Raw genomic sequence first — 21,770 nt, 5'->3', positions numbered from 1 at the left:
ACCCCTCCACCTCGCCCCACATTCGCTTTTTGTAGGAGCGCGCCCGCGCGCGATGGACGTGCGAAAGACGTGCAATCGGCGAAAGCAGGAGATGGGAGATGGGAAGCGGGGGCGGCACGGCCGGCGTTCGCGTGAGGTTCGCCGTCAGTCCGTGCTGGCCGCTTCGCACAGGGGAGCATCCAGATCCCTCGTACGTCGGCGGAATAGCGCCCCCACTTCCCACCCCCCCAACTCTCCCCGCCCAAAACGAAGCCGGGCCCCAGAAGGGCCCGGCAACGTGCATCGGAAGAAGTTGGAGTCGGCCTGTAAGCCGGGTTCTGTGCGTCTTGCGACGTAGCAGTCATTCTTCTCGGCCTGGCGTCACCGCCAGGCTCTAGCAACCTACCCGGGGACGATACGGGCCGCATCATGATCCCCTTATTTGGTCTTGCTCCGGGTGGGGTTTACCGTGCCGTGCGACGTTAGCCCCGCACGCGGTGCGCTCTTACCGCACCCTTTCACCCTTACCTGATCCCCTTGCGGGGCCATCGGCGGTCTGCTCTCTGTTGCACTGGCCGTCAGCTCACGCTGCCCAGGCGTTACCTGGCACCCTGCCCTGTGGAGCCCGGACTTTCCTCGACGCGCACACGGCGCGACGCGACTGCCCGGCCGACTCCATCGCGGAGTATAGCGTGAGACGCCCGTCGCGCGGGCTGGGTGAGACGCCCGCTTTCGCGGGCTCGAGTGAGGCGCCCGCTGCGCGGGCTTGAGTGAGGCGCTTCGCTGCGCTCGCTTGAGTGAGTCGCGGCTGCGCCGCTCGAGTAAGAGCAAGAAACGCCCTCCCGCTCCTCAAGGGGCCAACGGCCCCGTCTCACTCAAGGGGCCAAAGGCCCCGCCTAACCCAAGGGGCCACAGGCCCCGCCCCACACCCACTAAACTCCCCCACCTCCACCCCACCGAGCCCCACCCCCATGCCCACCTCCCGCACCGGCATCCTGCACGTCGTCGCCACGCCGATCGGCCATCGCGATGACATCAGTGCGCGGGCGATCGAGACCCTGCGCCGGGTGGCGGTGATCGCGGCGGAGGACACCCGGCATACGCGGCCCTTGCTGCAGCACCTGGGGATCGATACGCCGCTGGTGGCGTTGCATGACCACAACGAGCGTACGGCCGTGGATGGGCTGGTCGAGCGGATGCGGGGTGGCGATGACGTGGCGCTGGTGTCGGATGCGGGTACGCCGCTGATCAGCGACCCGGGTTTCCGGCTTGTGCGCGCGGCGCGGCAGGCGGGGCTGAAGGTCAGTCCGATCCCGGGGCCGAGCGCGGTCATCGCGGCGCTGTCGGTGGCCGGGTTGCCCAGCGACCGTTTCGTGTTCGAGGGTTTCCTGCCGGCCAAGGCCGGTGCGCGTCGTGCGCGCCTGGCCGAGCTCGCCGGTGAATCACGCACGGCGATCTTCTATGAATCCTCGCACCGCATCCTCGAATGCCTGGAAGACATGCGTGACGTCTTCGGCGCCGACCGCGAAGCCGTCGTCGCGCGCGAGCTGACCAAGATGTTCGAGACCGTGCTCGGCGCTCCGCTGGGCGAACTGGTCGGCACCGTCGCCGCCGACGCGAACCAGCAAAAGGGCGAGTTCGTGGTGATGGTCGCCGGCCGCGAGGCGGGCGAGGATGAGAAGCTGGCCGAAGGGCTACGGGTGTTCGGCATTCTTAAGGACGAGCTGCCGCCGGCGAAGGCGGCCAAGCTCGCGGCGGCGATCACGGGAGCGCCGCGGAAGGCGCTCTACGGACAGTAGGAGCGCGCCTGCGCGCGAAAAACCAACGGGCCGGTTTCGGCGAAATGGGCCGGTTGGCTATTCGCGCGCAGGCGCGCTCCTACAGGTGGTTTATCCACGGGCGACGACGGGCGGTTTATCCGCGGGTGGCGACGACGGGCGGGACGGCGGCGGCGCGCAGGGCCGGGCCGAGCACGGACAGTTGCCCCAGCAGCCACAGCACCGCGGCGCCGGCGACGAAGTACCACGGCGGTAGCAGCGGTACCTCGTGGTACATCATCAACAGGATGCTGATCGCGTAGGCGAGCACGCCGCCGATGACGACACCCATGCTGACGATGGCGAAGTTCTCCAGCTGGAAGTAATGCAGGATGTCGCGGCGCGTGGCGCCGATCGCGCGGCGGATGCCGATCTGCTTGCGCCGGCGGGCGACCCAGAAGCTGGCCAGGCCGACGATGCCCAGCGCGGTCACCAGCAGCAGCGCCACGATGATGCCGACGAGGATGCCCATCATCGCCTTGTCGCCGGCGAAGCGCTGGTTGCGCAGCTCCGGCACTGACAGGCTGATCTCGCGATTCAACACCGCGTCCGGCGCGATCTTCGCCACCGCATCGCGGGCCTGGTGCATCACCCGCGGCATGTCCGACGGCGCGGCACGCAACATGTAATTGCCCGAAATCGCCGGACCGGACAGCGTGGGAATGAACGCGGACCAGTCCGCCTCCTCCGGCCCACGCGCCGCGGGCCCCGGGATCGACAGGTGCTCGAGCACGCCGATCACGCGGAAGTGGTAGTGGTCGATCCAGAACTCCTGGCCCAGCGCGCCGGCTCCGGGCCACATGTGGTTGGCCATCGAGCGGGTCACCAGCACGCTGGCCTCCTCCGGCACGAAGTCTTTCGACGGACGGTATTCCTCCGCCGTGGGCAGGCGTCCCTCGATCAGCTTCACCCCCATGGATTCGAGCGTGCCCCGGGTGCCGAGGTAGAAGTCGACCACGCCGCCGTGCTGCTTGCCTTCGGCATCGAGGGTGATGCCAGCGGTACCCGCGTGCGGGCCGAACGGCACGGTGTTGACCTGGTTCACCGCCGTGACGCCCGGGATCGCGCGCAGGCCTTCGAGCATGCGCGCATCCAGGTCGTTGGCTTGCGCCGGCTCATAGCCGGACAGATAGATGACGCCGAGCGACGACTCGTCGACGCCGCTGACGATCTGCATGGCTTGCCAGCGCGCGGCGATCAGCGAACAGGCGTTGCACATCACCGCGCAGGCGAGCGCGATCTGCAGGACGATGAGCGTGGTGGCGAGCCGGTGATGACGCAGGGCGGCGAGGATCGGGTGCACGGTCATGGTGTCGTCCTCACAGCGTCTTCAGTTGCAGGCCCGGGGCGACACCGCCCGCGCGCACGGCAGGCAGTGCGCCAGCTACCAGGCTGACCACGACGGCCAGCACGAAGGTCACCAGGAACATCGCCGGATCCAGGTGGACCAGGTCGGCGTAGGCCACGTCCTGCTGGCGGACCAGCCACAGCCCGGCCAGGGTAAACAGCCAGCCAACCAGGCCACCGGCGAGGCCGATCACGCCCGCCTCGACCAGGCACTGCGTGATCACCGCGCCACGCGTCGCACCCAGCGCACGGCGCACGCCGTAGTCGCCGCTGCGGCGCAGGAACTTGGCCAGCATCAGGCCGATCGAATTGCACAGGCAGATGGCGAGGAAGGCGAACGCCAGCCAGGTCTGCAGGCGCACGTCGCCCGGGACCACGCGATTGGTCTGCATCCATTCCATCAGCGAAGGCAGGTCGGTGAGCGACTGGGTGAAGCGACCCATGGCCTTCTGCTGCTCGGCGTAGCCGGCGACGAAACGCCGGTAGTCGTCCACCTTCGCGCTATCGTCGATCTGCACCCACAGCCATACCCACAGGCACGGCGCGTTCTGCAGGTGGCCCGGCGTATCGGGCAGCTGCCAGCAGGTGAACTGCTGGAAGTGGCCGTCGTTGATCTCCAGCCCCGACTGGAACGGGGTCATGACGTCTTCCGGCGCGCTATAGAAATCCGCGGTGTCGCCCATGGCGAAGCGGCCGCCGTGCACGCTATAGAACAGCGGCGACGGCCGCCACGGCTTGAGCACGCCGACGATGCGCACATCGGTATTGGCCAGGTGCAGCGTGCGGCCGACGCTGTTCTCGCCGCGGAAAAGCTTGTGGTTGAGGTTGGAGGAGATCACCACGACCCGGGCATGTTTCTCGTCGTCTTCGGCCGTCCACGCCCCGCCGTATTCGAACGGCACGTCGAACATCGCGAAGAAATCCGTCGTCGTCGAAAGCATCGGCTCCATCAGCGGCGGCAGGTTCGTGCCCGGCGCGCGCACCTTCAGCTCGCTGTGCACGATGATCGCCTGGCGGTCGGCGCGCTTCGCGCTCCACAGGTCCATCGCCGAGCGGTAGTCCATCACCTCGGCGGGATGGGTCTGCGCCGTGCGGGTCGGGTCGGGGGCCACCTGCGGATAGAACAGATGGCCGCTACGGCCAGGCAAAGGGTCGCCCGACAGCAGGTGCATCACCGTCAGCGTCGTCATGCTCGTACCGATGCCGACGGCGATCGCCAGCACCATGAGGCCCGTCAGCACGGGATTGCGCCGCAGGCTGCGCACGGCCAGTTCGAAGTAGTAACCCAACATCCCCGTCATTCCCTCCCTGAAGCTCCCTGCCCCTTGCAGCAAGAGACGGGCCAAACCACGGTGAGAGGGCTACAGGCTGGGGGATCAGCAACTTACCCGCGGGGTGGGCGGAGGCCCGCGGGTGTCCGCGGACAATAACGGTGTCCGCCCGCGCGGCGCGCCCGGACAGCCGGCTCACGTGGGCCTCGCAAGTCGATCAGCTATGATCCCCTCGTTTCGGCGCCGGAGCGGCGCCTTCCGCGCCTAAGGAACTTGCGATGCGATCGATCCGCGCCACAGCCCTGTGCATCCTCACCAGCGCCGCCCTCGCCGGCTGCGTGACACAGGGCGGCTCGCGACCCGAGACGAACAGCCCTAGCGGTGAAGCCACCCAGGCCGCGCAGGCGCTGTACACCCGCGGCCAGTTCGACCAGGCCGCGCAGGCCTACCTCGGCCTCGCCCAGCAGGATCCGGAACATCGCGACTACTACAAGTTGCTTGCCGGTGAGGCGTATCGCCAGGAAGGCGCGCTCGACCGCGCCGCGCCGGCCATCGCCGACATCCGCCGCTCACACCTCGAAGGCGAAGACGCACTGCGCTTCGACGCCCTGCGCGCCGAGATCGCCCTGAAGAACAACGATGCGACCACGGCCCTGTCGCTGACCGGCAAGCCGGCGCAGCGGGTATCGGCGCAGATCGACCAGCGCCTGGCCGAACTGCGCGCGCGTGCGCAGGCCGCCGCGGGCGATCCGTGGAGCGCGGCGCAGACCCGCGTCGAACTCGACAGCCAGTTGCGCGGCATCGATCGCGAACAGAACCGCCGCGAGATCCTCACCCTGCTGACCGGCATGGGTGGCGCGGGCCTGAGCCAGCGCGGCGATGCGCTGCAGGCCAGCGATCCGATGCGTCCGTGGGTCACCGAGGCACAGGCACAGCTCGGCACGGTGAACCGCGGCCCAGCCCAGCTCGACCAGGCCGTGGGTACCGTGACCGGTGCGCAGGGCGTGCGCGAAGGCTACAAGGTGCCCGGCAAGGTCGCCCTGCTGTTGCCACTGAGCGGTCCGCTCGCCGGCGCCGGCGCCGCCATCCGCGATGGCTTCTTCACCCATTACATCGATTCGGCCCACGCCAACGCTCCGCGCCCGGACGTCGTCGTCTACGACGCAGGCAACGATGCGGCGCACGCCGTGGCCGCCTACGACAAGGCCGTAGCCGAAGGCGCGAAGTTCGTGGTCGGCCCGCTCAACCGCGAAGGCGTCTCGGCGATCTTCGCCAAGGGCGCCCTGCCCGCGCCGATGCTGACGCTGAACTACCCGAGCGACGGCAAGAGCCTGCCGCCGGCGGGTGCGAACGAGTTCGGCCTGCTGCCGGAAACCGAGGGTGCGCAGGTCGCCGACCACATGGCCGACAAGGGCATGAAGACGGCGATCGTGATCGTCTCCACCGACGACTTCGCCCGCCGTGCCGGCAACGCCTTCAAGGCCGAATGGCAGGCCCGTGGCGGCACCATCGCCAACCAGGCGACGCTCGATGCGAACAGCATCGACTTCTCCTCGCAGCTCAGCGAACCGACCGATGCGGACCCGGCCACCAACGGCGTGTTCATCAGCATGAAGCCGCAGCAGGCCCGCCTGTTGCTGCCACAGCTGCGCCTGGCCAAGGACAACCTGCCGGTGTTCGCCACCTCGCATGTGTATTCCGGCGGCGACGACGCCACCGCGGATCGCGACCTGGAAGGCGTCGAGTTCTGCGACGCACCGTGGCTGTTCGATGCCCAGCCGGGCCTGCCGCGCCGCGCCGACCTCGCCGCGTCGCTGCCGGCCACCAAGGGCGTCGCCGCGCGGCTGTTCGCCTTCGGCATGGACGCGTGGGGCCTGGTCCCCTACATCGACTGGATGCGTGGCCACGCCGGCAGCTACCTGCCCGGCGCCACCGGCCAGTTGGTCGCGGATGAGTTCGGTCGGGTCCGACGCGTACTCATCTGGGCGCGTTTCACTGACGGCGTCGCCCACCCGGTCGCCGGTAGCCTTGAACTCGAAGCGCCGGCGACCGCGCCGACCGTCGAAAGTGGCGGCGGCGGCTAAAACCCACCCCTGCCCCGGCGCGGAACGGAGTCCGCGTGTACCGTACAAGCCATAAAGCCACCGCGCGCCGCGCCATCGGAGATCGCTTCGAAACCGCCGCGCGCGCCTATCTCGAAGCGCGCGGCCTGCGCTTCGTCCGCGCCAATTTCCTCTGCCGCCACGGCGAGATCGACCTGGTGATGCGCGATCGCGACACGATCGTCTTCGTCGAAGTGCGCTACCGACGCAGCAGCGCGTTCGGCGGCGCCGTGGGCTCGATCACCGCACGCAAGCGCCAGCGCCTGTCCAGCGCCGCCCACATCTGGATGATGGCCAACCCATGGGATGCCCGGCGCAGCTGCCGGTTCGACGTCGTCGCGTTCGAGGGCGACATCGGCTGCGAAGTCGTCGAGTGGGTCCGCGGCGCGTTCGAGCCCTGACGCCACCCATCAAGCGGCGCTCAGGAACACCTCGCGCCCCAACGCCGCCAGCTCGCCGACCCCGGCCACGGTGATATCCGGCGGGGTCTCTTCCAGCTCCTTGCCCGCCGCCGCGGCGTAGTGCCCCTGCCTGACGAACACCGTGGTGACACGGTCGCCCAGCAGCTTCTTCATCGCGACGAGGATGCGCGGCTTGTCGTCGACCATGACGTAATGGTCGGCGGGGTACTTCGCCTGCATGTCGTCGAGCATCTCTTCCTTGTGCACGTAGATCAGCACGTCGCCGCGGAACGCATCCCACAGCCCGGCGCGGCGGATCTTGCGCGGCTGGAACACGGTGTCGCCGTCGGACATGATCACCGGCCGGCCGAGCGTGCGCAGGTGGTCGATGGCTTCCAGCACGCCAGGGAAGCGGCGCTCGTCGAAGGGGTAGTCGAGCAGGAAGAACGACATCTGCATGAAGTCGGGGCTGCTCTGCTGGCCGCGGAGGCGCTGCAGCACGCCGAGGTAGTCGGCATAGCCGACCTGGGCGCGGATGTCCTTGTCGATGGCGTTGTAGCGCTCGCGGCCTTCCTTGCCGAAGCGCTGTTCCAGCTGCGCGGCGAGGTCGGCGCTGAAACGGTCGTTGTCGATCAGGGTGTTATCGACGTCGAACAGGAACACGATGGGGTCGCGGGTGGACACGGGGGATCCTTGCACGGGAACGGTGTCCCTACATATGGGGGGCTTTAGGGTGTTCTGTAGGTGGGGGTGGTGTCTTGTATGGGTGGATGCCGCGGGGCGGCTCAGGCGCGGCGCGGGGGAACCAGGCTGAGATGCTTGGTCGGGCTGGAGGCGTTGGGCCGCGGGGCCAGCAGGCGCTCGATTTCTTCCGGCGCGATCGGCCGTGAGTAGAGGTAGCCCTGCCCTTCCTGGCAGCCGGCGCGCAGCAGGAACTCGTGCTGCTGCTCGGTTTCGATGCCTTCGGCCACCGTGTGCAGCCCCAGGCTGCGGGCGATGGCGACCATGGCTTCGGTAATCGCCACGTCGTTGCTGTTGGCCGGCAGGCCGGTGACGAACGAGCGATCGATCTTCAGGTAAGCCACGGCCGGCAGCTTCAGGTACGCCAGCGAGGAATAGCCGGTGCCGAAGTCGTCGATGGCGACGGCCACGCCGAGGTTATGCAGGGCCAGCATCGCGCGCTCGGTGTCCTCGCCCATGCGCAGGATCGCGCTTTCGGTGAGCTCCACCAGCAGCCGCTTGGACGAGATACCGCTGGCGAGCAGGGCCTGGCCGATGCTCGCAAGGAATTCCGGATGGCCGAAGGTGCTGGCGGACACGTTCACCGCCATGCGCAACGACGGCAGGCGTGCTTCGTCCCAGTAACGCAGCTGTTCGCAGGCCGTCTGCATCACCCACTGGTCGATCTGGCGGATCAGGCCGAGGCTCTCCGCGATCGGGATGAACTCGTCCGGCGGGATCAGGCCGCGTTCCGGATGGCGCCAGCGAATCAGCGCTTCCACCGCGACGATCCGGCCGCTCTTCATTTCCACGCTGGGCTGGTACACGAGGTGGAATTCGTTACGCTGCAGCGCCTGGCGCAGTTCCGCCGCAAGCTTCAGGCGACGACGGGCGTCCGCGTGCATCTTCGGCGTGTAGAACCGTAGCGCATTGCGCTCTTCGGTCTTGGCCACGTACATCGCCGCGTCGGCATTGGCGATCAGGGTCACCGGGTCGTTGCCATCCAGCGGGTAACCGGCGATGCCGATGCTGGCCGAGACGAACAGTTCGTAATCGCCGAGGTCGAACGGCCGCGCCATCGCCGCAAGCAGGGCCTCGGCCACCACCAGCGCTTCCTCGCGCGAACGCAGGTCGGACAGCAACACGGTGAATTCATCGCCACCGATGCGGCCGGCGACGTCATGCGGCGAGATCAGCGCACGGATCCGCTCGGCCACGCGCATCAGCAACGCATCGCCGGTGGCATGGCTGTAACTGTCGTTGACGACCTTGAACGCATCCAGGTCGATGAACAACACGACCGCGGCACCGCGCGCATGCGCCGCACGGGTGATCGCTTCGGCACAGCGGCGCTCGAATTCCGCGCGCGTGACCAGCCCGGTGAGCGGATCGTGCGTGGCCAGGTGATGCAGGCGCTGGCGGTCGGCCTTGCGCGCGGTGATGTCGGAGACCACGGCGACGTAGTGCTGCGGACGGCCCTCGGCGTCACGGATGCTGCTGATGCTCATCAGCTCCGGATAGACGCTGCCATCGGCTCGCCGGCTTTCCACTTCGCCCAGCCAGTTATCGCCAGCGGCGATGTCGTCCCACAGCGACTGCGGCAGCGGACGCCCGTCCGGCAGCGTACGCGTCGCGTCGAACTGCTGGTTGCGCAGCTTGTGCAGCGACATGCCGGTGAGCTTGGCGTGCGCGGCATTGGTCGTGGTCACGCGGCGATCGGCGTCGGCGATGATCACGCCTTCCGCGATGCTGGCCAGCGCTTCCGCGGCGATCTTGCGTTCCTGCTCCATCGCCACGCGGTCGGAAATGTCGCGGACGATCGCCTGGCAGACCTGCTGCTGGCCCCAGACCACGAGGCTGCTCTGGGTCTCCACCGGGCGCGTGGCCCCTTCGGCGGCGCGCAGCACGCCCACCCCGGAATGCGCCGAGCCTTCCAGGAACAGGCTGGACAGCGGCAGGCCGAGCAGGTCCGAGCGCGGCCAGCCGGTCCACTCGGCGGCGCGATTGTTCGCATCGAGGATGGTGCCGGTCGCCTCGTCGACCATGAAGATTGCGTCCGCCGCGCTGTCGAACAGCAGGCTGTAACGCTCCTCGGTACCACGGATGCCGGCCAGCACGCGGCGGGCGAAGCGGATCCACAGCAGGGCGACCAGGAAGGCCACCCCGAGCACGGTAAAGAACAGCACCCGGCCCAGCCACGAGGCGCCGTTGGCGATGTCCAGCGAGAACGCCTTGGCACGCGGCTCGATGTACTGGTTGAGCATGGCGATGCGCTCACGCGCGGCACGGACGGTGGCCGGGTCGGCGGCACCGGCGTCGTAGGCGTGTTCCAGGCGGTCGGCCTCGTCTTCCAGCGCGACCAGGCTGGCATCCACGGAACGCCATTCGGTGATGGCCTCGCGGACGTAGGGCAACTGGCTGAAGTGGTCGAAGATGAAGACCATGCCGGGGATCGCCTCCGGGATGACCCCACCCCGGGCGAAGGCGTCCTGCACTTCGGTCTTGTCGTAGTCGCCGCTGGCGATCGCGTCGCGCGCCCAGCGGTCGGCCATCAGTACGGCGTAGTTCCTGCGAAAACTCTCAAGGTCTTCGCGCCGGCCCGAGGCGGCATAGGCGTCGATGTCGATCACCGACTGTTTCTGCGCCTTGGACCAGAGACTCTCGCCGTTGAGGAAACCGGCGAGAGTCACCTGGGTCTGTAGCGCCACCCAGGTCAGGGCCAGGACGAACACCGCACCAGCCGCAAGCGCGTACGCCAGGGGCCGGAGGCGCCTGGTGAGCGGTTGCAGGTGACTGGCCTCAACGCGGTGCATCGTGTACTGGATTCCCGTTCCGGGGCCGATAGTGCGCTACCTGCTCCCAATTTGCGACTTACGCGGCCACCTCGCTCAAGGTGCGATACGAGCCGACCACGTCCATGCAGCGGTCAAGCGTGATGCTCATGCTGACGTAGCTGCGACGGACGCACTCCTTGATGTGCTCCACCTGGTCCACGGGGGGGTTGGTCCCGAGGAGGGTGCAGACGATCTCGAGCGCTTCCCACGGATGGGTATCGTCATAAGCGGCGTGAAGCTGAAGCCAGCGGAGCCCGGCTTTGCGGCCGGTAATCGGCAAACTCTCCGCGTAGGTGCTGCTTTCATAGACGATCTGCGACCAATCCCCGGTCGCCCCTTCCACCGCGTAGTTGGTTGCCGCGATGCCGGCCGCGAGGGAGTCGTTGCGGCTGACCTCCTCGCACCAGTCGGCCAGGGCCTGGCTGCCCTTGGGCGGCTCGGCCGAGAGGACGTCGGCGCGCGACACGCCTGCGGATTCGGCCCAGTTCAGCCAGTACTCCGCGTGGTTCTGTTCGACGCGGATGTTGCGGACGAGCCAGCGCCGGGCGAGGTCGTCGCCGGGGCTGCGGCCGAAGCGGGTCTTGAGCAGGCTATGGGCCATGTAGCCCGGGAAGCGTTCGATGACTGGCCAGACCCCCACCATGAAGTTGCGGGTGGCTTCGGGGTCCAAGGTTGCCGCGGTCATGTGGTTCCACATGTCGTGGCGAACGATCGCGTGCCGTGCATCCTCACAGGACGTGACCATGTCCTGTGCCCAGGTCGGATAGCTGGCGATGTCCATCTGCGGGCCGGTCAGTTCAAAACGTGCATTCATTTGTGTTTCTCCATCAGCTGCCAAGTGAGTGTGCTGGGCGAGCCCGGGCGACCCGCGGCCCGCCCCCTGGCTCCGTTGCGGGGCCAGGCGGTCATTAGCGCACATGGGCCCTTCACACTTGTCGATTTGCAAACGCTTGCTGATGAAGCGGTTCGCCGCGTTGCGGCGCATGCCTTCACGGCCTCCGGCCGCACCGCCGCCCCTGTAGGAGCGCGCCTGCGCGCGATTGGGTCCGCGCGGCGCTCGTACCTGCACGCAGGACAGCCCTCGGTGCCTACCCTCGCTGCTCAGACAGCGTTCTGGCGTGCGAGAAGGAGGGGCTGCTCCGCAGCCCGTTTTCTCATTGGCCTACGGCCGCGCACCGGGTGCCGGGCGGAGGTTTCTGACTCGACTCCTGTCTCGGCAGAAACGGCCGGCCATCGTGGCCGGCCCCCTGCGGGCTTCTTCCGCCCGGCCCCCTCGCCGCCACGAACTCGCCTCGAGGGTAGGCACCGAGGGCTCTCTTCATTCTTGCCGTGAGCTGGGTGGGACAGCCGCGCCACCGGCATCCCCGACGCAGCGCAGGCTCTTGTAGGAGCGTGCCTGCGCGCGAACAGCCAACAGCGCGGTGATGCAGCAACCTGATTCACCCAACCGACCAGGCGCCTTCAAACCACATCGAAGACATGCCCCGGCTTTCCCGCGTCGTAGCTCAATGGCGTCGACCCACACCGAACCCGCTGCCGATGACCCACGAACAACGCTGTCGCCGGATGAACCGCTGGCCTGCACGAAGGCATGGCCTCATTCGCCCGTAGCGAAGCAGTCGGTTCGCACGCAGGCGCGCTCCGACGCACAAATCTCGCGGCAACGATGAAGACAGCCCTCGGTGCCTACCCTCGAGGCGAGTTCGTGGCGGCGAGGGGGCCGGGCGGGAAAAGCCCGAAGGGGGCCGGCCACGATGGCCGGCCGTTCTTGTTGAGGCAGGATGCCGAATCAAGAACCTCCGCCCGGCACCCGGTGCGCGGCCGTAGGCCAAATGAGGAAACGGGCTGCGGAGCAGCCCCTCCCTGTCGCACGCCAGAACGCTGTTTGAGCAGCGAGGGTAGGCACCGAGGGCTGTCCTGCGACCACGCCCGAGCGCCGCGCGGCCAGCCATCGCGCGCAGGCGCGTACAGGGGCGGCGGTTCGGCCGAAGGCCGTGGTAATTCGGCCGGAGGCCGTCGGGCATGGCCGCGAAGCGGCAACCGCTTCCCCCGCCCGTGCCATACGTCATGGGCGCGGCGCAGCCCTTGCGGGCTTATCGTGGGCGCCCACCACCACGAGAAACCCGCCATGGTCACCAGGATCCTCGCCGCGGCCATCGCCTGCGGCCTCGCCACCAGCGCCCTCGCCGCCGGCGCACCCTCCGGCATCGACCTCAAAGGCATCGACCACGCCGTCCAACCCGGCGACGACTTCAACCAGTACGCCAACGGCGGCTGGCTCAAGACCGCACAGATCCCCGCCGACCGCGCCAGCACCGGCATCTTCCTGCAGGTCTTCCAGAAAGCCGAACAACGCAACGCCGACCTCATCAAGGCCGCCGGCGACGGCAAGGCCGCCGCAGGTAGCAACGAACGCCTGATCGCCGACTACTACAAAGCCTTCATGGACCAGGCCGCCATCGAAAAGGCCGGCCTCAAGCCCCTGCAGCCCGCGCTCGACAGGATCGCCGCGATCAACGACCGCCAGGCCCTGTCCACCGCCCTCGGTGCCCAGCTGCGCGCCGACGTCGACCCGATCAACGCCACCCACCTCGAAACCGAGCACCTGCTCGGCCTGTTCGTCGCCCAGGGCCTCGAAGACCCATCGAAAAACGTCCCCTACCTGCTGCAGGGCGGCCTGGGCATGCCCAACCGCGACTACTACCTGAAGACCGACAAGGACATGGTCGAGGCGCGCACGAAGTATGCCGCCTACGTGCAGGCGATCCTCGCCGCGGCCGGCGACAGGAACGCCGCCGACGAGGCGAAGTCCATCGTCGCGCTGGAAACCAAACTCGCCGAAGCGCAGGGCTCGATCGTCGACAGCGAAGACGTGCACAAGGCGAACAACCCGTGGCCGCGTACCGCGTTCGCGAGCAAGGCACCTGGCCTGGACTGGAACGCGTACTTCACCGCCGCCGGCCTCAACGACCAGCCGACCTTCATCGTGTGGCAGCCGGCCACCGTGACGAAGTTCGCCGCCCTCGTCGGCAGCGAACCGCTGGATACCTGGAAGGCCTGGCTGCGCTTCCATGCGATCAACGAGAACGCCAACGGCCTGCTCGGCGAGAAGTTCGACGGACCGTCGTTCGAGTTCTACGGCAAGACGCTGACCGGCACGCCGAAGCAGCGTGATCGCTGGAAGCGTGGCGTGGGTCGGGTCAATGCCGACCTCGGCGACGCCGTCGGCCAGATCTACGTGAAGAAGTACTTCCCGGCCACGTCGCGCGCGGAAGTGCAGGACATGGTCAAGAACATCCTGAAGGCGTTCGACGAACGCGTCGGTAACCTCGAATGGATGACCCCGGCGACGCGCGAGAAGGCCAAGGCGAAGATCGCGACGATCAAGGTCGGCGTGGGTTATCCGGACACCTGGCGCGATTACTCGAAGCTGGAGATCAAGCCGGACGATGCCGTGGGTAACCACCAGCGCGCCGTGCTCGCCGAGTACGCGCACCAGAAGGCCAAGCTGGGCAAGCCGGTCGATCGCGACGAGTGGTGGATGACGCCGCAGACGGTCAACGCGGTGAACCTGCCGTTGCAGAACGCGCTGAACTTCCCGGCGGCGATCCTCGAAGCCCCGTTCTTCGACCCGAAGGCGGACGCCGCGTCGAACTACGGTTCGATCGGTGCGGTGATCGGCCACGAGATCAGCCACAGCTTCGACAACCTCGGTGCCGAGTTCGATGCCCAGGGCCGCATGGCCAACTGGTGGACCGACGCCGACCAGAAGCACTTCAAGGATGCGGGCCAGCGCCTGGTCGAGCAGTTCAACCAGTACGAAGCCCTGCCCGGCCTGCACGTCAACGGCCAGCAGACCCTCGGCGAGAACATCGCCGACGTCTCCGGCCTGACCATCGCCTACGCGGCTTACAAGGAAAGCCTGGGTGGCAAGCCGGCTCCGGTGATCGACGGGCTCAGCGGCGACCAGCGCTTCTTCCTCGCCTTCGCCCAGAGCTGGCGGGAGAAGACCCGCGATGCCGCCCTGCGCCAGCAGGTCGTCGGCGACGTGCATGCCCCGGGCAACTTCCGCGCGCAGACGGTACGCAACCTCGACGCGTGGTACGACGCGTTCCAGCCGAAGGCGGGGCAGAAGCTCTACCTTGATCCGAAGCAGCGGGTGAAGATCTGGTAATCCACCCTGCGCGTGATGGGGGTCGCCGTGAACCCCATCGCGCGCAGGCGCGCTCCTACAGCGTTCCGTGTTCGGGGCGGTGTCGTTTAACGCGGCGTTCGACGGTGCCGAGGGCGCTATCTACCGTCAGCGCCAGTGCGCCGACCAGCAGTGCGCCCTGGACGACGTACGCGGTGTTGTTGCCTACCAGTCCTTCGACGATCGGCGCACCCAGCGTCGCGGCGCCCACGGCCGAGCCGATCGTCGCCGTGCCGACGCTGACGATCGCCGAGAGCCTCACGCCGGCCATGATCGGCCCCGCGGCGAGCGGTAGCTCGACCTCCCACAGCCTTCGCCAGCGCCCGTAACCCATGCCATCGGCCGCGTGCAATGCGCTGGCGGGCACCTGTTGCAGGCCGGCGATGGTCTGGCCGAGCACGGGCAGGACGCCGTACAGCGCCAGCGCGAGGAGGGTCGGCGCGGCGCCGAAGCCGAGTAGCGGTACCGCGATGGCGAGCACGGCCACGGGTGGGAAGGTCTGCCCGATCACGGCGACGGCACGCACGGTCGGCAGCAGCGAGCGGCCGGCGGGGCGCGTGGCGAGGATGCCGAGCGAGAGGCCGGCGACGATGGCGATGGCGGTGGCGACGACCACCAGCAGCGCGTGCGCGAGGGCGAGCTGGGCGAACGAGGTGCGCCAGTACAGCGGGTGGGTGACCTCGGGGAACCACGCGTGGAAAAGCGGGGTGGCATGCGGGAGCGTGAGCAGGAGCGCGACAAGGATGGTTGGGGCAAGCCACGCGATTGCGCGACCTGGGGCATGCGGTGGCGTTGCGATCGCGCGCGGGCGCGCTCCTACGGGAGAGCCCGCCGTCGCGGTGGCTGCGGTTAATGTGTCCGTGCGGCGTGGCCTGGTCACGTCGGCCGGGCCACGATGTCGGCGAGCAGGATGACGCCGCCACCCTCGACGGGGAGACGGTCGCGACGCTGGGCGAGCATGGCACCGAGGGCGTCCTGCAGCGTGGCGTCGGCGGGGATGGCGACGGCGTCCGTATCGGCCGCGCTGGCGTGTGCCGCGCGCGGCGTGCCCTCGTGCGTCGCGTGGTGCGTGGCCGGCTTCGTGCGCTCGCGGGTGGCATCGTGCGCGCCGTCGTGCGTGGCGTCGTGGCGATCGGGTTTCAGCACGTCGCTGACCCGGCGCACGGCGAGTTCGCGCAGGTAGGCGCGCGTGCCGCCGACGAATTCGTTGACCCGCTCGTTCGCGGGCGCGCGGATCAGTTCCAGTGGCGTGCCGACCTGGGCGAGCTTGCCGTCGAGCATCAGGCCGACGCGGTCGCCGAGGCGGAAGGCTTCGTCCATGTCGTGGGTGACGAACAGCATCGCCGTGCCGGTGTCGCGCTGGATCGCCTTGACGCTGGCCTGCAGCGATTCGCGCGTAAGCGGATCGAGCGCGCCGAAGGGTTCGTCCATCAACACGATGCACGGGCGCGCCGCGAGCGCACGCGCGACGCCGACGCGCTGGGCCTGGCCACCGGACAGCGTGTCTGGATAACGCTCGGCCATGCCGGGTTCGTCGAGCTTGAGCAGGGTGATCAGCTCGGCGACGCGGGCGTCGATGTCTGCCTTCGACCAGCCGAGCAGGCGCGGCACCGTGGCGATGTTCTCGGCCACCGTGCGATGCGGGAACAGGCCGACCGACTGGATCGCGTAGCCGATCGTGCGGCGCAGGGCTTCGATCGGCTGGGTCGCGACGTCCTTGCCGTTGACCAGCACGCGGCCGCGATCGACGTGGACCAGGCGGTTCACCGTGCGTAGCAAGGTCGACTTGCCCGAGCCCGATGGGCCGACCAGCACGAAGAATTCGCCGTCGTCCACGCGTAGCGAAAGGTCGTCGATCACCACGTGGTCGCCGAAGCCCTTGTGGACGTGGTCGAACTCGATCATGCGCGGCGTCCGGTGGCGGCCACCAGGGCCTGGAAGATGAAGTCGGCGGCGAGCGCCAGCACGATGATCGCGAGCGTGCCGAGCAGGACCATGTCGGTGGCGCCCTGGCCGATGCCGAGGAAGACGAAGCGACCGAGGCCACCGGCGCCGATCAGCGCGGCCACCGCGGTCAGTCCGATGGTCTGCACGGCGACGATGCGCAGCCCGGCGAGCAGCACCGGCCAGCCCAGCGGCAACTGCACGCGTAGCAGCAGCTGCCCGCGCGTCATGCCGAGGCCACGGGCCGCTTCACGCGTATCGTCGGGCACCGCTTCAAGGCCGGTCATCGTGTAGCGGACCACCGGCAACAACGCGTACAGCACGAGCGCGAAGACGGCCGGCGCGGCACCGGTGCCGCCGAAGCCGAGCGAACCCAGCCAGGGCCATTGCCGTGCGAGCCACGCGAATGGGCCGATCAGCAGGGCGAACAGCGCCAGCGACGGCACGGTCTGCAGGAAAGCCAATACGCCGAGCATGGAGCCGCCGGTACGACGCCGGCGCCATGCGAGATAGCCAAGCGGTGCGCCGACCACCAGGGCGATGCCGAGGGTCGCCAGCGACAGGCTGACGTGGGTCAGCAACGCGTCGGCGAAGGCGCCGCGCTGGGCGCGCCATTCGCGGACCAGGGCGAGGCTGTCGAACACGCCTGCCAGCGCGCCGGCGATGAAGCTCGCCGCGACCAGCAACCATGCGCCGATCCGCGCGGCCATGCTTACCCCGCGCAGCTGGTCGAGCAGCAGCAAGGCCGCGGCCAGCCACATCGTCCAGAAGCCTGCGCCGAGCTGCACGCGCGTGGTCGCCGCGGCATGCGCGAGCGCGACGGTGGCGTCGTGCGCCGCGAGGAACGGCAGGCCGATGGTGAGCAGCAATGCGCAGGCAACGCCGCCGCGATAGAACCCCGCGGCCGCCATCGCCAGCCATGCCAGTCCCAACGGTAACCAGTGCACGCTCGCGGGCGAGCCGCTCAGGAGGCGATTCGGTGCGATGTGCAGGAACGAGAACGCGAGCGCACCGAGCAGGCCCAGCGCGCACAGCACCGCGACCGGCAGCCAAGCCGCGCCGTGTCGATCGGTGTCCTGCGCGTAAGCCACGTTTGCCGAGACGCTCACTTGACCAAGCCCTCCCCGCGCAGGTAATCCGCCGCCACCTTCGACGCCTCTTCCCCGTTGATCTGCGTCCGCGCATTCAATGCACGCAGGCGCTCTACGGTCAACGGCGCGAACGCGGCCTGCAATGCGCCGCGCATCGCCGGATAGCGTTGCAACACCTCGTCACGCACCACCGGTGCCGGCTGGTAGACCATCTCCACGTGCTTTGGATCGTCCAGCACCACCAGGCCGGTCACCGCGATGGCACCGTCGGTGGAGTAGACCATGCTGGCGTTGACGCCGGTGATCCCTTCGGCCGCGGCCTTGATCGTCGCCGAGGTGTCGCCCCCGGCCAGCACCAGCAGCTGATCGCCCTTCAGGGTGAAGCCGTAGGCCCGCTGGAACGCGGGCAAGGCCGCGTCGCTTTCGACGAACTCCGCCGAACCCGCCAGCAGCACGTCGCCTCGAGCATTCACCCAGCGTGCGAAATCGGGCAGCGAAGCCAGGCGGTTGGCCGCCGCGATGTCCTTGCGCACGCAGATCGCCCAGTGGTTATCCGCCGGGGCGGGCGTGAGCCAGGTCACGTGGTTCACACGGTCGAGCGAGGCGGCCAGTGCATAGGCCTTGGCTGCGTCGCGGAACGAGGGGTCGGTTTCGCGGTGGAAGAAAAACGCCGCGTTGCCGGTGTATTCGGGATAGACATCGAGGTCGCCACCGAGCAAGGCGCGGCGGACGATCGAGGTCGGGCCCAGCTGGGTGCGATCGACGACGGGGATGTGCGCGTTCTGCAACACCTGCAACACCACCTGGCCGAGGAAGGCGCCTTCGTTGTCGGCTTTGGAGCCGACGCGGACGGGGGGTTGGGTCTGGGCCTGGGTGGTGGTGGTTAGGAGGAACAAAAGAAGCAACGCAATCACTGTAGGAGCGCGCCTGCGCGCGATGGGTTTTCGTGACGCCCCATCATCCGGCATCAATCCATGTGTTGGATTGACAGCATGTGGGGGTTTTCGCGAAAAGATGTCGCGCGCGGGCGCGCTCCTACAGGACACCGCTACCGTCCTAGCAGGTCGGTGAAGGTGCGTTTGAAGGCGTCGTCGATGGGGGTGGCGTCGACGCTGGCGGGAAGGCCGATGAAGCGGGATTCGAAGGCGCGTACGGCGTCGCTGAAACGTTGGGCGCGGCCGGCGTCGTCGCCGTTTTCGACGGCGTAGGCGAGCACGCGTGCCGTCTGTCCGGCGAGGTCGACGTCGTCGGGCAGGGCCGAGATGTCGCCCCACACCTGCTTGAGGTAGGTGACCGCATCCGCTGCACGGCGCATGCGGTGCAACAGGCCGCGCGGCATGGCGTGTTCGGGGACGAAGCGGGCCACGATGTCCTGGGTGCGGCTGACCGGTCGCGGCCCGAGGTCGACCCGGATGGATAGCGTCGCGGTGTCGAACAGCCACGTACGCGGCGCGGGCTCGGCGCTGTACGGCAGCGCTTCGCCGTTCACCTCGACGCTGTCGGGGATACCTGCGTCGAGCAGCTCCACGACATAGCTACGCGTCGTCGGCCGGCCCTTGTAGTCGCCTTCCATCGCGTCGATGTGCACGCGATGCGCGCGGTCGCCGCGGCGGCTGCGCACGCTGGTGCGGGCGAACTCGCCGCGCTGGTAACCCTGCGAGGCGCCGTCGTCGTCGTACAACGCGGTGGAACCTTCCTCGCCCGGGAACACCTGCAGGATCAGCGTATCCGGCACGGTGGCGAGGTTGCGCATGCCTTCCGGATACAGCGGAACCACGCTGCCTGGACGCACGAAGATGGGGATTTCTTCCAGCGTGTACGAGCGCTCGAGCATCCTGCCGCCCTCGAACGCCTCGGCGCCGTCGCGGCTATACCACATGCCCGGCGGCAGCCAGACCGGGAAGCTGGCCGTGCCGTCCGCACCCACCGGCGTGGTCACCGGTGCCACGAGGATGTCGTTGCCGAACATGTACTGCGCGGGATGCGTGTAAGCCTCTTCGTGCTCGGGCCAGTGGTAGTACATCGGCCGCACGATCGACTGGCCGGTGTCGTACGCATGGCGCGCGGCCACGTAGATGTACGGCGCGAGCTGGTAACGCAGGCGGATCGCCGCGAACACCGCGTCGCCGTACGGCGGCCCGAAGTGCCAGGGTTCCTTGTGCAGGCTGGCTTCCTTCGCCGAGTGCGTGCGCAGCACCGGCGAGAACACGCCCAGCTGCATCCAGCGCGCATACAACTCCGGCTCCAGGTGACGCTCCGGCCGCGGGATCTTCTTGTCGAAGGTGTGCCCGCCGATGTCGTGGCTCCAGTAGCCGTACAACACGTTCGACGCCATCGCGGTGAAGTGCGGCTGGAAGGCCAGCGAGGTCCAGCTGATCACGCTGTCGCCGGAGAACCCGATCGGGTAACGGTGGTTACCCAGCCCGCCCCAACGGTGGTAGATCAAGCCACGCCGATCGTCTTCGCGCTGCATCTCGGTGAAGAACACATGGTTGAGCCACCACGTGTTGGACAGCCCGGGGTACGCCTTCGACTCCTTCCACTGCTGCCAGTCCAGCCACCAGAAATCCACGCCGTCCCGTTGCAGCGGGATCAGGATGGTGTCGAACAGGGCGCGCATGTAGGGCTGCGAGGCGCCTTCGAACGGCACCGGCGCCTTCGTCGAGGTATCCCACGACAGCGCTTTCGCCATCGCCTCGTACTTCTCTTCGTGCGGCATCACCCCGGAGGCCGGGTGCAGGTTCAGGGTGATCCGCAGGTTCTCGCCGTGCGCCCATTGCATGAACGCGCGGGGGTCGGGGAACAGGCTGCGGTTGAAGGTGTAGCCGGTCCAGCCGGATTGCTCGCCGAATACGTCGTGGTGCTCGTGGCCGGGGCGCAGGGACAGGCCCGGCGTGGTGTGCCAGTCCATGTCCAGCACCAGCACGTCCAGCGGGATGCGCTCCTTCTCGAAGCGCGCGCCCAGCGTGCGCAGTTCCTCGTCGGAGTAGTTCCAGTAGCGCGACCACCAGTAGCCGAAGACGAAACGCGGCGGGATCGGCTGCGGGCCGGCGATCGCGGCGAAGTCGGCCAGCGCGGCACGGAAATCGTGGCCGTAGCCGAAGAAATACCAGTCCTGCCGATCGCCTTCCGGCGCCTCGGCCACCCAGCCGTCGTCGCCGATGCCGAAACCCTTCGAATCGTCGACCAGGTGCCAGCCATCGCGCGCGATCAGGCCTTCCTCGAGCGGCAGCTTGCTGCCGTCCTGCCAGGTGTCGCCATCGTAGCGGTCGAGGGTGCGGTAGGTGCCGCCCAGGTTGTGCTTCTGCACGTCGCCGGGATGCCAGGTGGCCTCCTCGCCGGGGCCGCGGAGCTGGATCGAGAGGTTATCCGCCGTGAACGGACCGCTGTCTTTCGTGTAGCGCAGGCGCAGCAGGCCGGTGTCCACTTCGAGGGTGGTGTCGTCTTCGTCGATGTGGAAGGGCGGCACGTCCAGCGCCCGGTGCACCACCACCTGGGTGCGGATATCGCGGAAATCGCCGTCGTGGCTCCATTCCAGCCGGACCAGCCGGGGGTCAGCACGGTAAAGCGGACCGGGCCGCGCTCGATCGTGGCTTCCGGCCAGGCCGCGGCGCCGGGCTGGGACGGACGGTCTTTCTTGGCTTCCATGGGCGGGAGCACCCCTTCTTCAAAACCAGAGGTGAACCAGTATGACGCGTTGCGGCATGGATTGAGGGTGAAGGCGTTCACTTGACGCCGAATTGCCGGTTCCTGCACTTCCCGCAGGGCACCTTGGCCAGGTCAATTCGACGGAGGAGGAACCCCATGAACGAAGACCAGATCCGCGGTGCAGCCAATACCATCGGTGGTCGCGTGCAGCGCGCCGCCGGTGCCCTGTCGGGCCAGCACGACCTCGAAGCCGAGGGTGCCGTCCGCGAGACCGCCGGTCGCGTCCAGCAGGCTGCTGGCGATGCCGTCGACACCGTGCGCGACCAGGTCGCCCACCGTCCGCTCGCCGCCGTGCTCAGCGGCTTCGGCGTCGGCATCCTCGTCGGCCTGCTGATCGCCCGCCGCGACTAAGTCGTTCCGGCAG

15 protein-coding genes and 1 other RNA gene are annotated in these 21,770 nt (G+C 68.3%); 5 read left to right on the top strand and 11 right to left on the bottom strand.

Annotated elements, in window-relative coordinates; translation table 11 throughout:
• Nucleotides 1-290: 290 nt before the first annotated feature.
• Nucleotides 291-656, bottom strand: an RNA gene (rnpB, locus tag KPL74_21050) — RNase P RNA component class A.
• Nucleotides 657-950: 294 nt separating this feature from the next.
• Here rnpB and rsmI point away from each other — a divergent pair.
• Entirely contained in the window at nt 951-1,778 is an 828-nt protein-coding gene (gene rsmI, locus KPL74_21045; protein QWT20218.1) for a 16S rRNA (cytidine(1402)-2'-O)-methyltransferase, read from the top strand.
• 115 nt (nt 1,779-1,893) lie between these two features.
• Here rsmI and KPL74_21040 read toward each other — a convergent pair whose 3' ends face one another.
• Nucleotides 1,894-3,105 (bottom strand): FtsX-like permease family protein, encoded by a 1,212-nt coding sequence (locus KPL74_21040; protein ID QWT20217.1) that lies wholly within the window; start codon nt 3,103-3,105, stop codon nt 1,894-1,896.
• A 10-nt stretch (nt 3,106-3,115) separates the two neighbouring features.
• On the bottom strand, nt 3,116-4,444 hold the full coding sequence (locus tag KPL74_21035) for an ABC transporter permease (GenBank protein QWT20216.1): 1,329 nt from the start codon (nt 4,442-4,444) through the stop codon (nt 3,116-3,118).
• A 248-nt stretch (nt 4,445-4,692) separates the two neighbouring features.
• On the opposite strand from KPL74_21035, the gene KPL74_21030 reads away from it, so the two are divergent.
• Complete coding sequence (locus KPL74_21030) at nt 4,693-6,498, top strand: penicillin-binding protein activator (protein QWT20215.1); 1,806 nt, start codon at nt 4,693-4,695, stop codon at nt 6,496-6,498.
• A gap of 35 nt (nt 6,499-6,533) precedes the next feature.
• The gene (locus KPL74_21025; protein QWT20214.1) at nt 6,534-6,917 is read left to right on the top strand and encodes a YraN family protein; all 384 of its coding nucleotides are present in this window, start codon (nt 6,534-6,536) and stop codon (nt 6,915-6,917) included.
• A 9-nt stretch (nt 6,918-6,926) separates the two neighbouring features.
• On the opposite strand, the gene KPL74_21020 is transcribed toward KPL74_21025, so the two are convergent.
• The 3 genes from KPL74_21020 to KPL74_21010 form a co-directional block, all read right to left on the bottom strand.
• Nucleotides 6,927-7,601: an HAD family hydrolase gene (locus tag KPL74_21020; protein ID QWT20213.1), complete on the bottom strand. Its 675-nt coding sequence runs from the start codon at nt 7,599-7,601 to the stop codon at nt 6,927-6,929.
• 101 nt (nt 7,602-7,702) lie between these two features.
• The gene (locus tag KPL74_21015) at nt 7,703-10,450 is read right to left on the bottom strand and encodes an EAL domain-containing protein (GenBank protein QWT20212.1); all 2,748 of its coding nucleotides are present in this window, start codon (nt 10,448-10,450) and stop codon (nt 7,703-7,705) included.
• A gap of 58 nt (nt 10,451-10,508) precedes the next feature.
• Nucleotides 10,509-11,285, bottom strand: coding sequence for an iron-containing redox enzyme family protein (locus tag KPL74_21010; protein QWT20211.1), 777 nt, complete (start codon nt 11,283-11,285; stop codon nt 10,509-10,511).
• 1,314 nt (nt 11,286-12,599) lie between these two features.
• On the opposite strand from KPL74_21010, the gene KPL74_21005 reads away from it, so the two are divergent.
• Complete coding sequence (locus KPL74_21005; protein ID QWT20210.1) at nt 12,600-14,645, top strand: M13 family metallopeptidase; 2,046 nt, start codon at nt 12,600-12,602, stop codon at nt 14,643-14,645.
• 55 nt (nt 14,646-14,700) lie between these two features.
• Here the strand turns inward: KPL74_21005 and KPL74_21000 are convergent, their stop codons facing one another.
• From KPL74_21000 to KPL74_20980, 5 genes are all read right to left on the bottom strand, one after another.
• Nucleotides 14,701-15,543, bottom strand: a complete 843-nt coding sequence (locus KPL74_21000) for an ABC transporter permease (GenBank protein ID QWT20209.1) — start codon at nt 15,541-15,543, stop codon at nt 14,701-14,703.
• Entirely contained in the window at nt 15,540-16,568 is a 1,029-nt protein-coding gene (locus KPL74_20995) for an ABC transporter ATP-binding protein (GenBank protein ID QWT20208.1), read from the bottom strand. The genes KPL74_21000 and KPL74_20995 overlap by 4 nt, the downstream gene beginning before the upstream one ends.
• Entirely contained in the window at nt 16,565-17,716 is a 1,152-nt protein-coding gene (locus KPL74_20990; protein ID QWT20207.1) for an ABC transporter permease, read from the bottom strand. Before KPL74_20990 ends, KPL74_20995 begins: the two co-directional genes overlap by 4 nt.
• Complete coding sequence (locus KPL74_20985) at nt 17,713-18,594, bottom strand: hypothetical protein (protein QWT20206.1); 882 nt, start codon at nt 18,592-18,594, stop codon at nt 17,713-17,715. Before KPL74_20985 ends, KPL74_20990 begins: the two co-directional genes overlap by 4 nt.
• Nucleotides 18,595-18,746: 152 nt before the next feature.
• Nucleotides 18,747-21,167 carry a DUF5110 domain-containing protein gene (locus KPL74_20980; GenBank protein QWT20205.1) on the bottom strand — a complete coding sequence of 807 codons (2,421 nt, stop codon included), beginning with the start codon at nt 21,165-21,167 and terminating at the stop codon, nt 18,747-18,749.
• Nucleotides 21,168-21,502: 335 nt separating this feature from the next.
• On the opposite strand from KPL74_20980, the gene KPL74_20975 reads away from it, so the two are divergent.
• Complete coding sequence (locus KPL74_20975) at nt 21,503-21,757, top strand: CsbD family protein (protein QWT20204.1); 255 nt, start codon at nt 21,503-21,505, stop codon at nt 21,755-21,757.
• Nucleotides 21,758-21,770 lie beyond the last annotated feature (13 nt).

This window comes from Bacillus sp. NP157 (genome assembly GCA_018889975.1).
Taxonomy (GTDB): Bacteria; Pseudomonadota; Gammaproteobacteria; order Xanthomonadales; family Rhodanobacteraceae; genus Luteibacter.
Note: the sequence above shows the minus strand (reverse complement) of the source record. Positions and strands in the feature narration are given on the sequence as shown.

Excerpts from the sequence above, each read along its gene's own strand:
- KPL74_21035 (QWT20216.1), bottom strand. The coding sequence starts at position 4,444 with ATGACGGGGATGTTGGGTTACTACTTCGAACTGGCCGTGCGCAGCCTG.
- KPL74_21030 (QWT20215.1), top strand. The coding sequence starts at position 4,693 with ATGCGATCGATCCGCGCCACAGCCCTGTGCATCCTCACCAGCGCCGCC.
- KPL74_21015 (QWT20212.1), bottom strand. The coding sequence starts at position 10,450 with ATGCACCGCGTTGAGGCCAGTCACCTGCAACCGCTCACCAGGCGCCTC.
- rsmI (QWT20218.1), top strand. The coding sequence starts at position 951 with ATGCCCACCTCCCGCACCGGCATCCTGCACGTCGTCGCCACGCCGATC.
- KPL74_20995 (QWT20208.1), bottom strand. The coding sequence starts at position 16,568 with ATGATCGAGTTCGACCACGTCCACAAGGGCTTCGGCGACCACGTGGTG.
- KPL74_21010 (QWT20211.1), bottom strand. The coding sequence starts at position 11,285 with ATGAATGCACGTTTTGAACTGACCGGCCCGCAGATGGACATCGCCAGC.
- KPL74_21040 (QWT20217.1), bottom strand. The coding sequence starts at position 3,105 with ATGACCGTGCACCCGATCCTCGCCGCCCTGCGTCATCACCGGCTCGCC.
- KPL74_21005 (QWT20210.1), top strand. The coding sequence starts at position 12,600 with ATGGTCACCAGGATCCTCGCCGCGGCCATCGCCTGCGGCCTCGCCACC.
- KPL74_20975 (QWT20204.1), top strand. The coding sequence starts at position 21,503 with ATGAACGAAGACCAGATCCGCGGTGCAGCCAATACCATCGGTGGTCGC.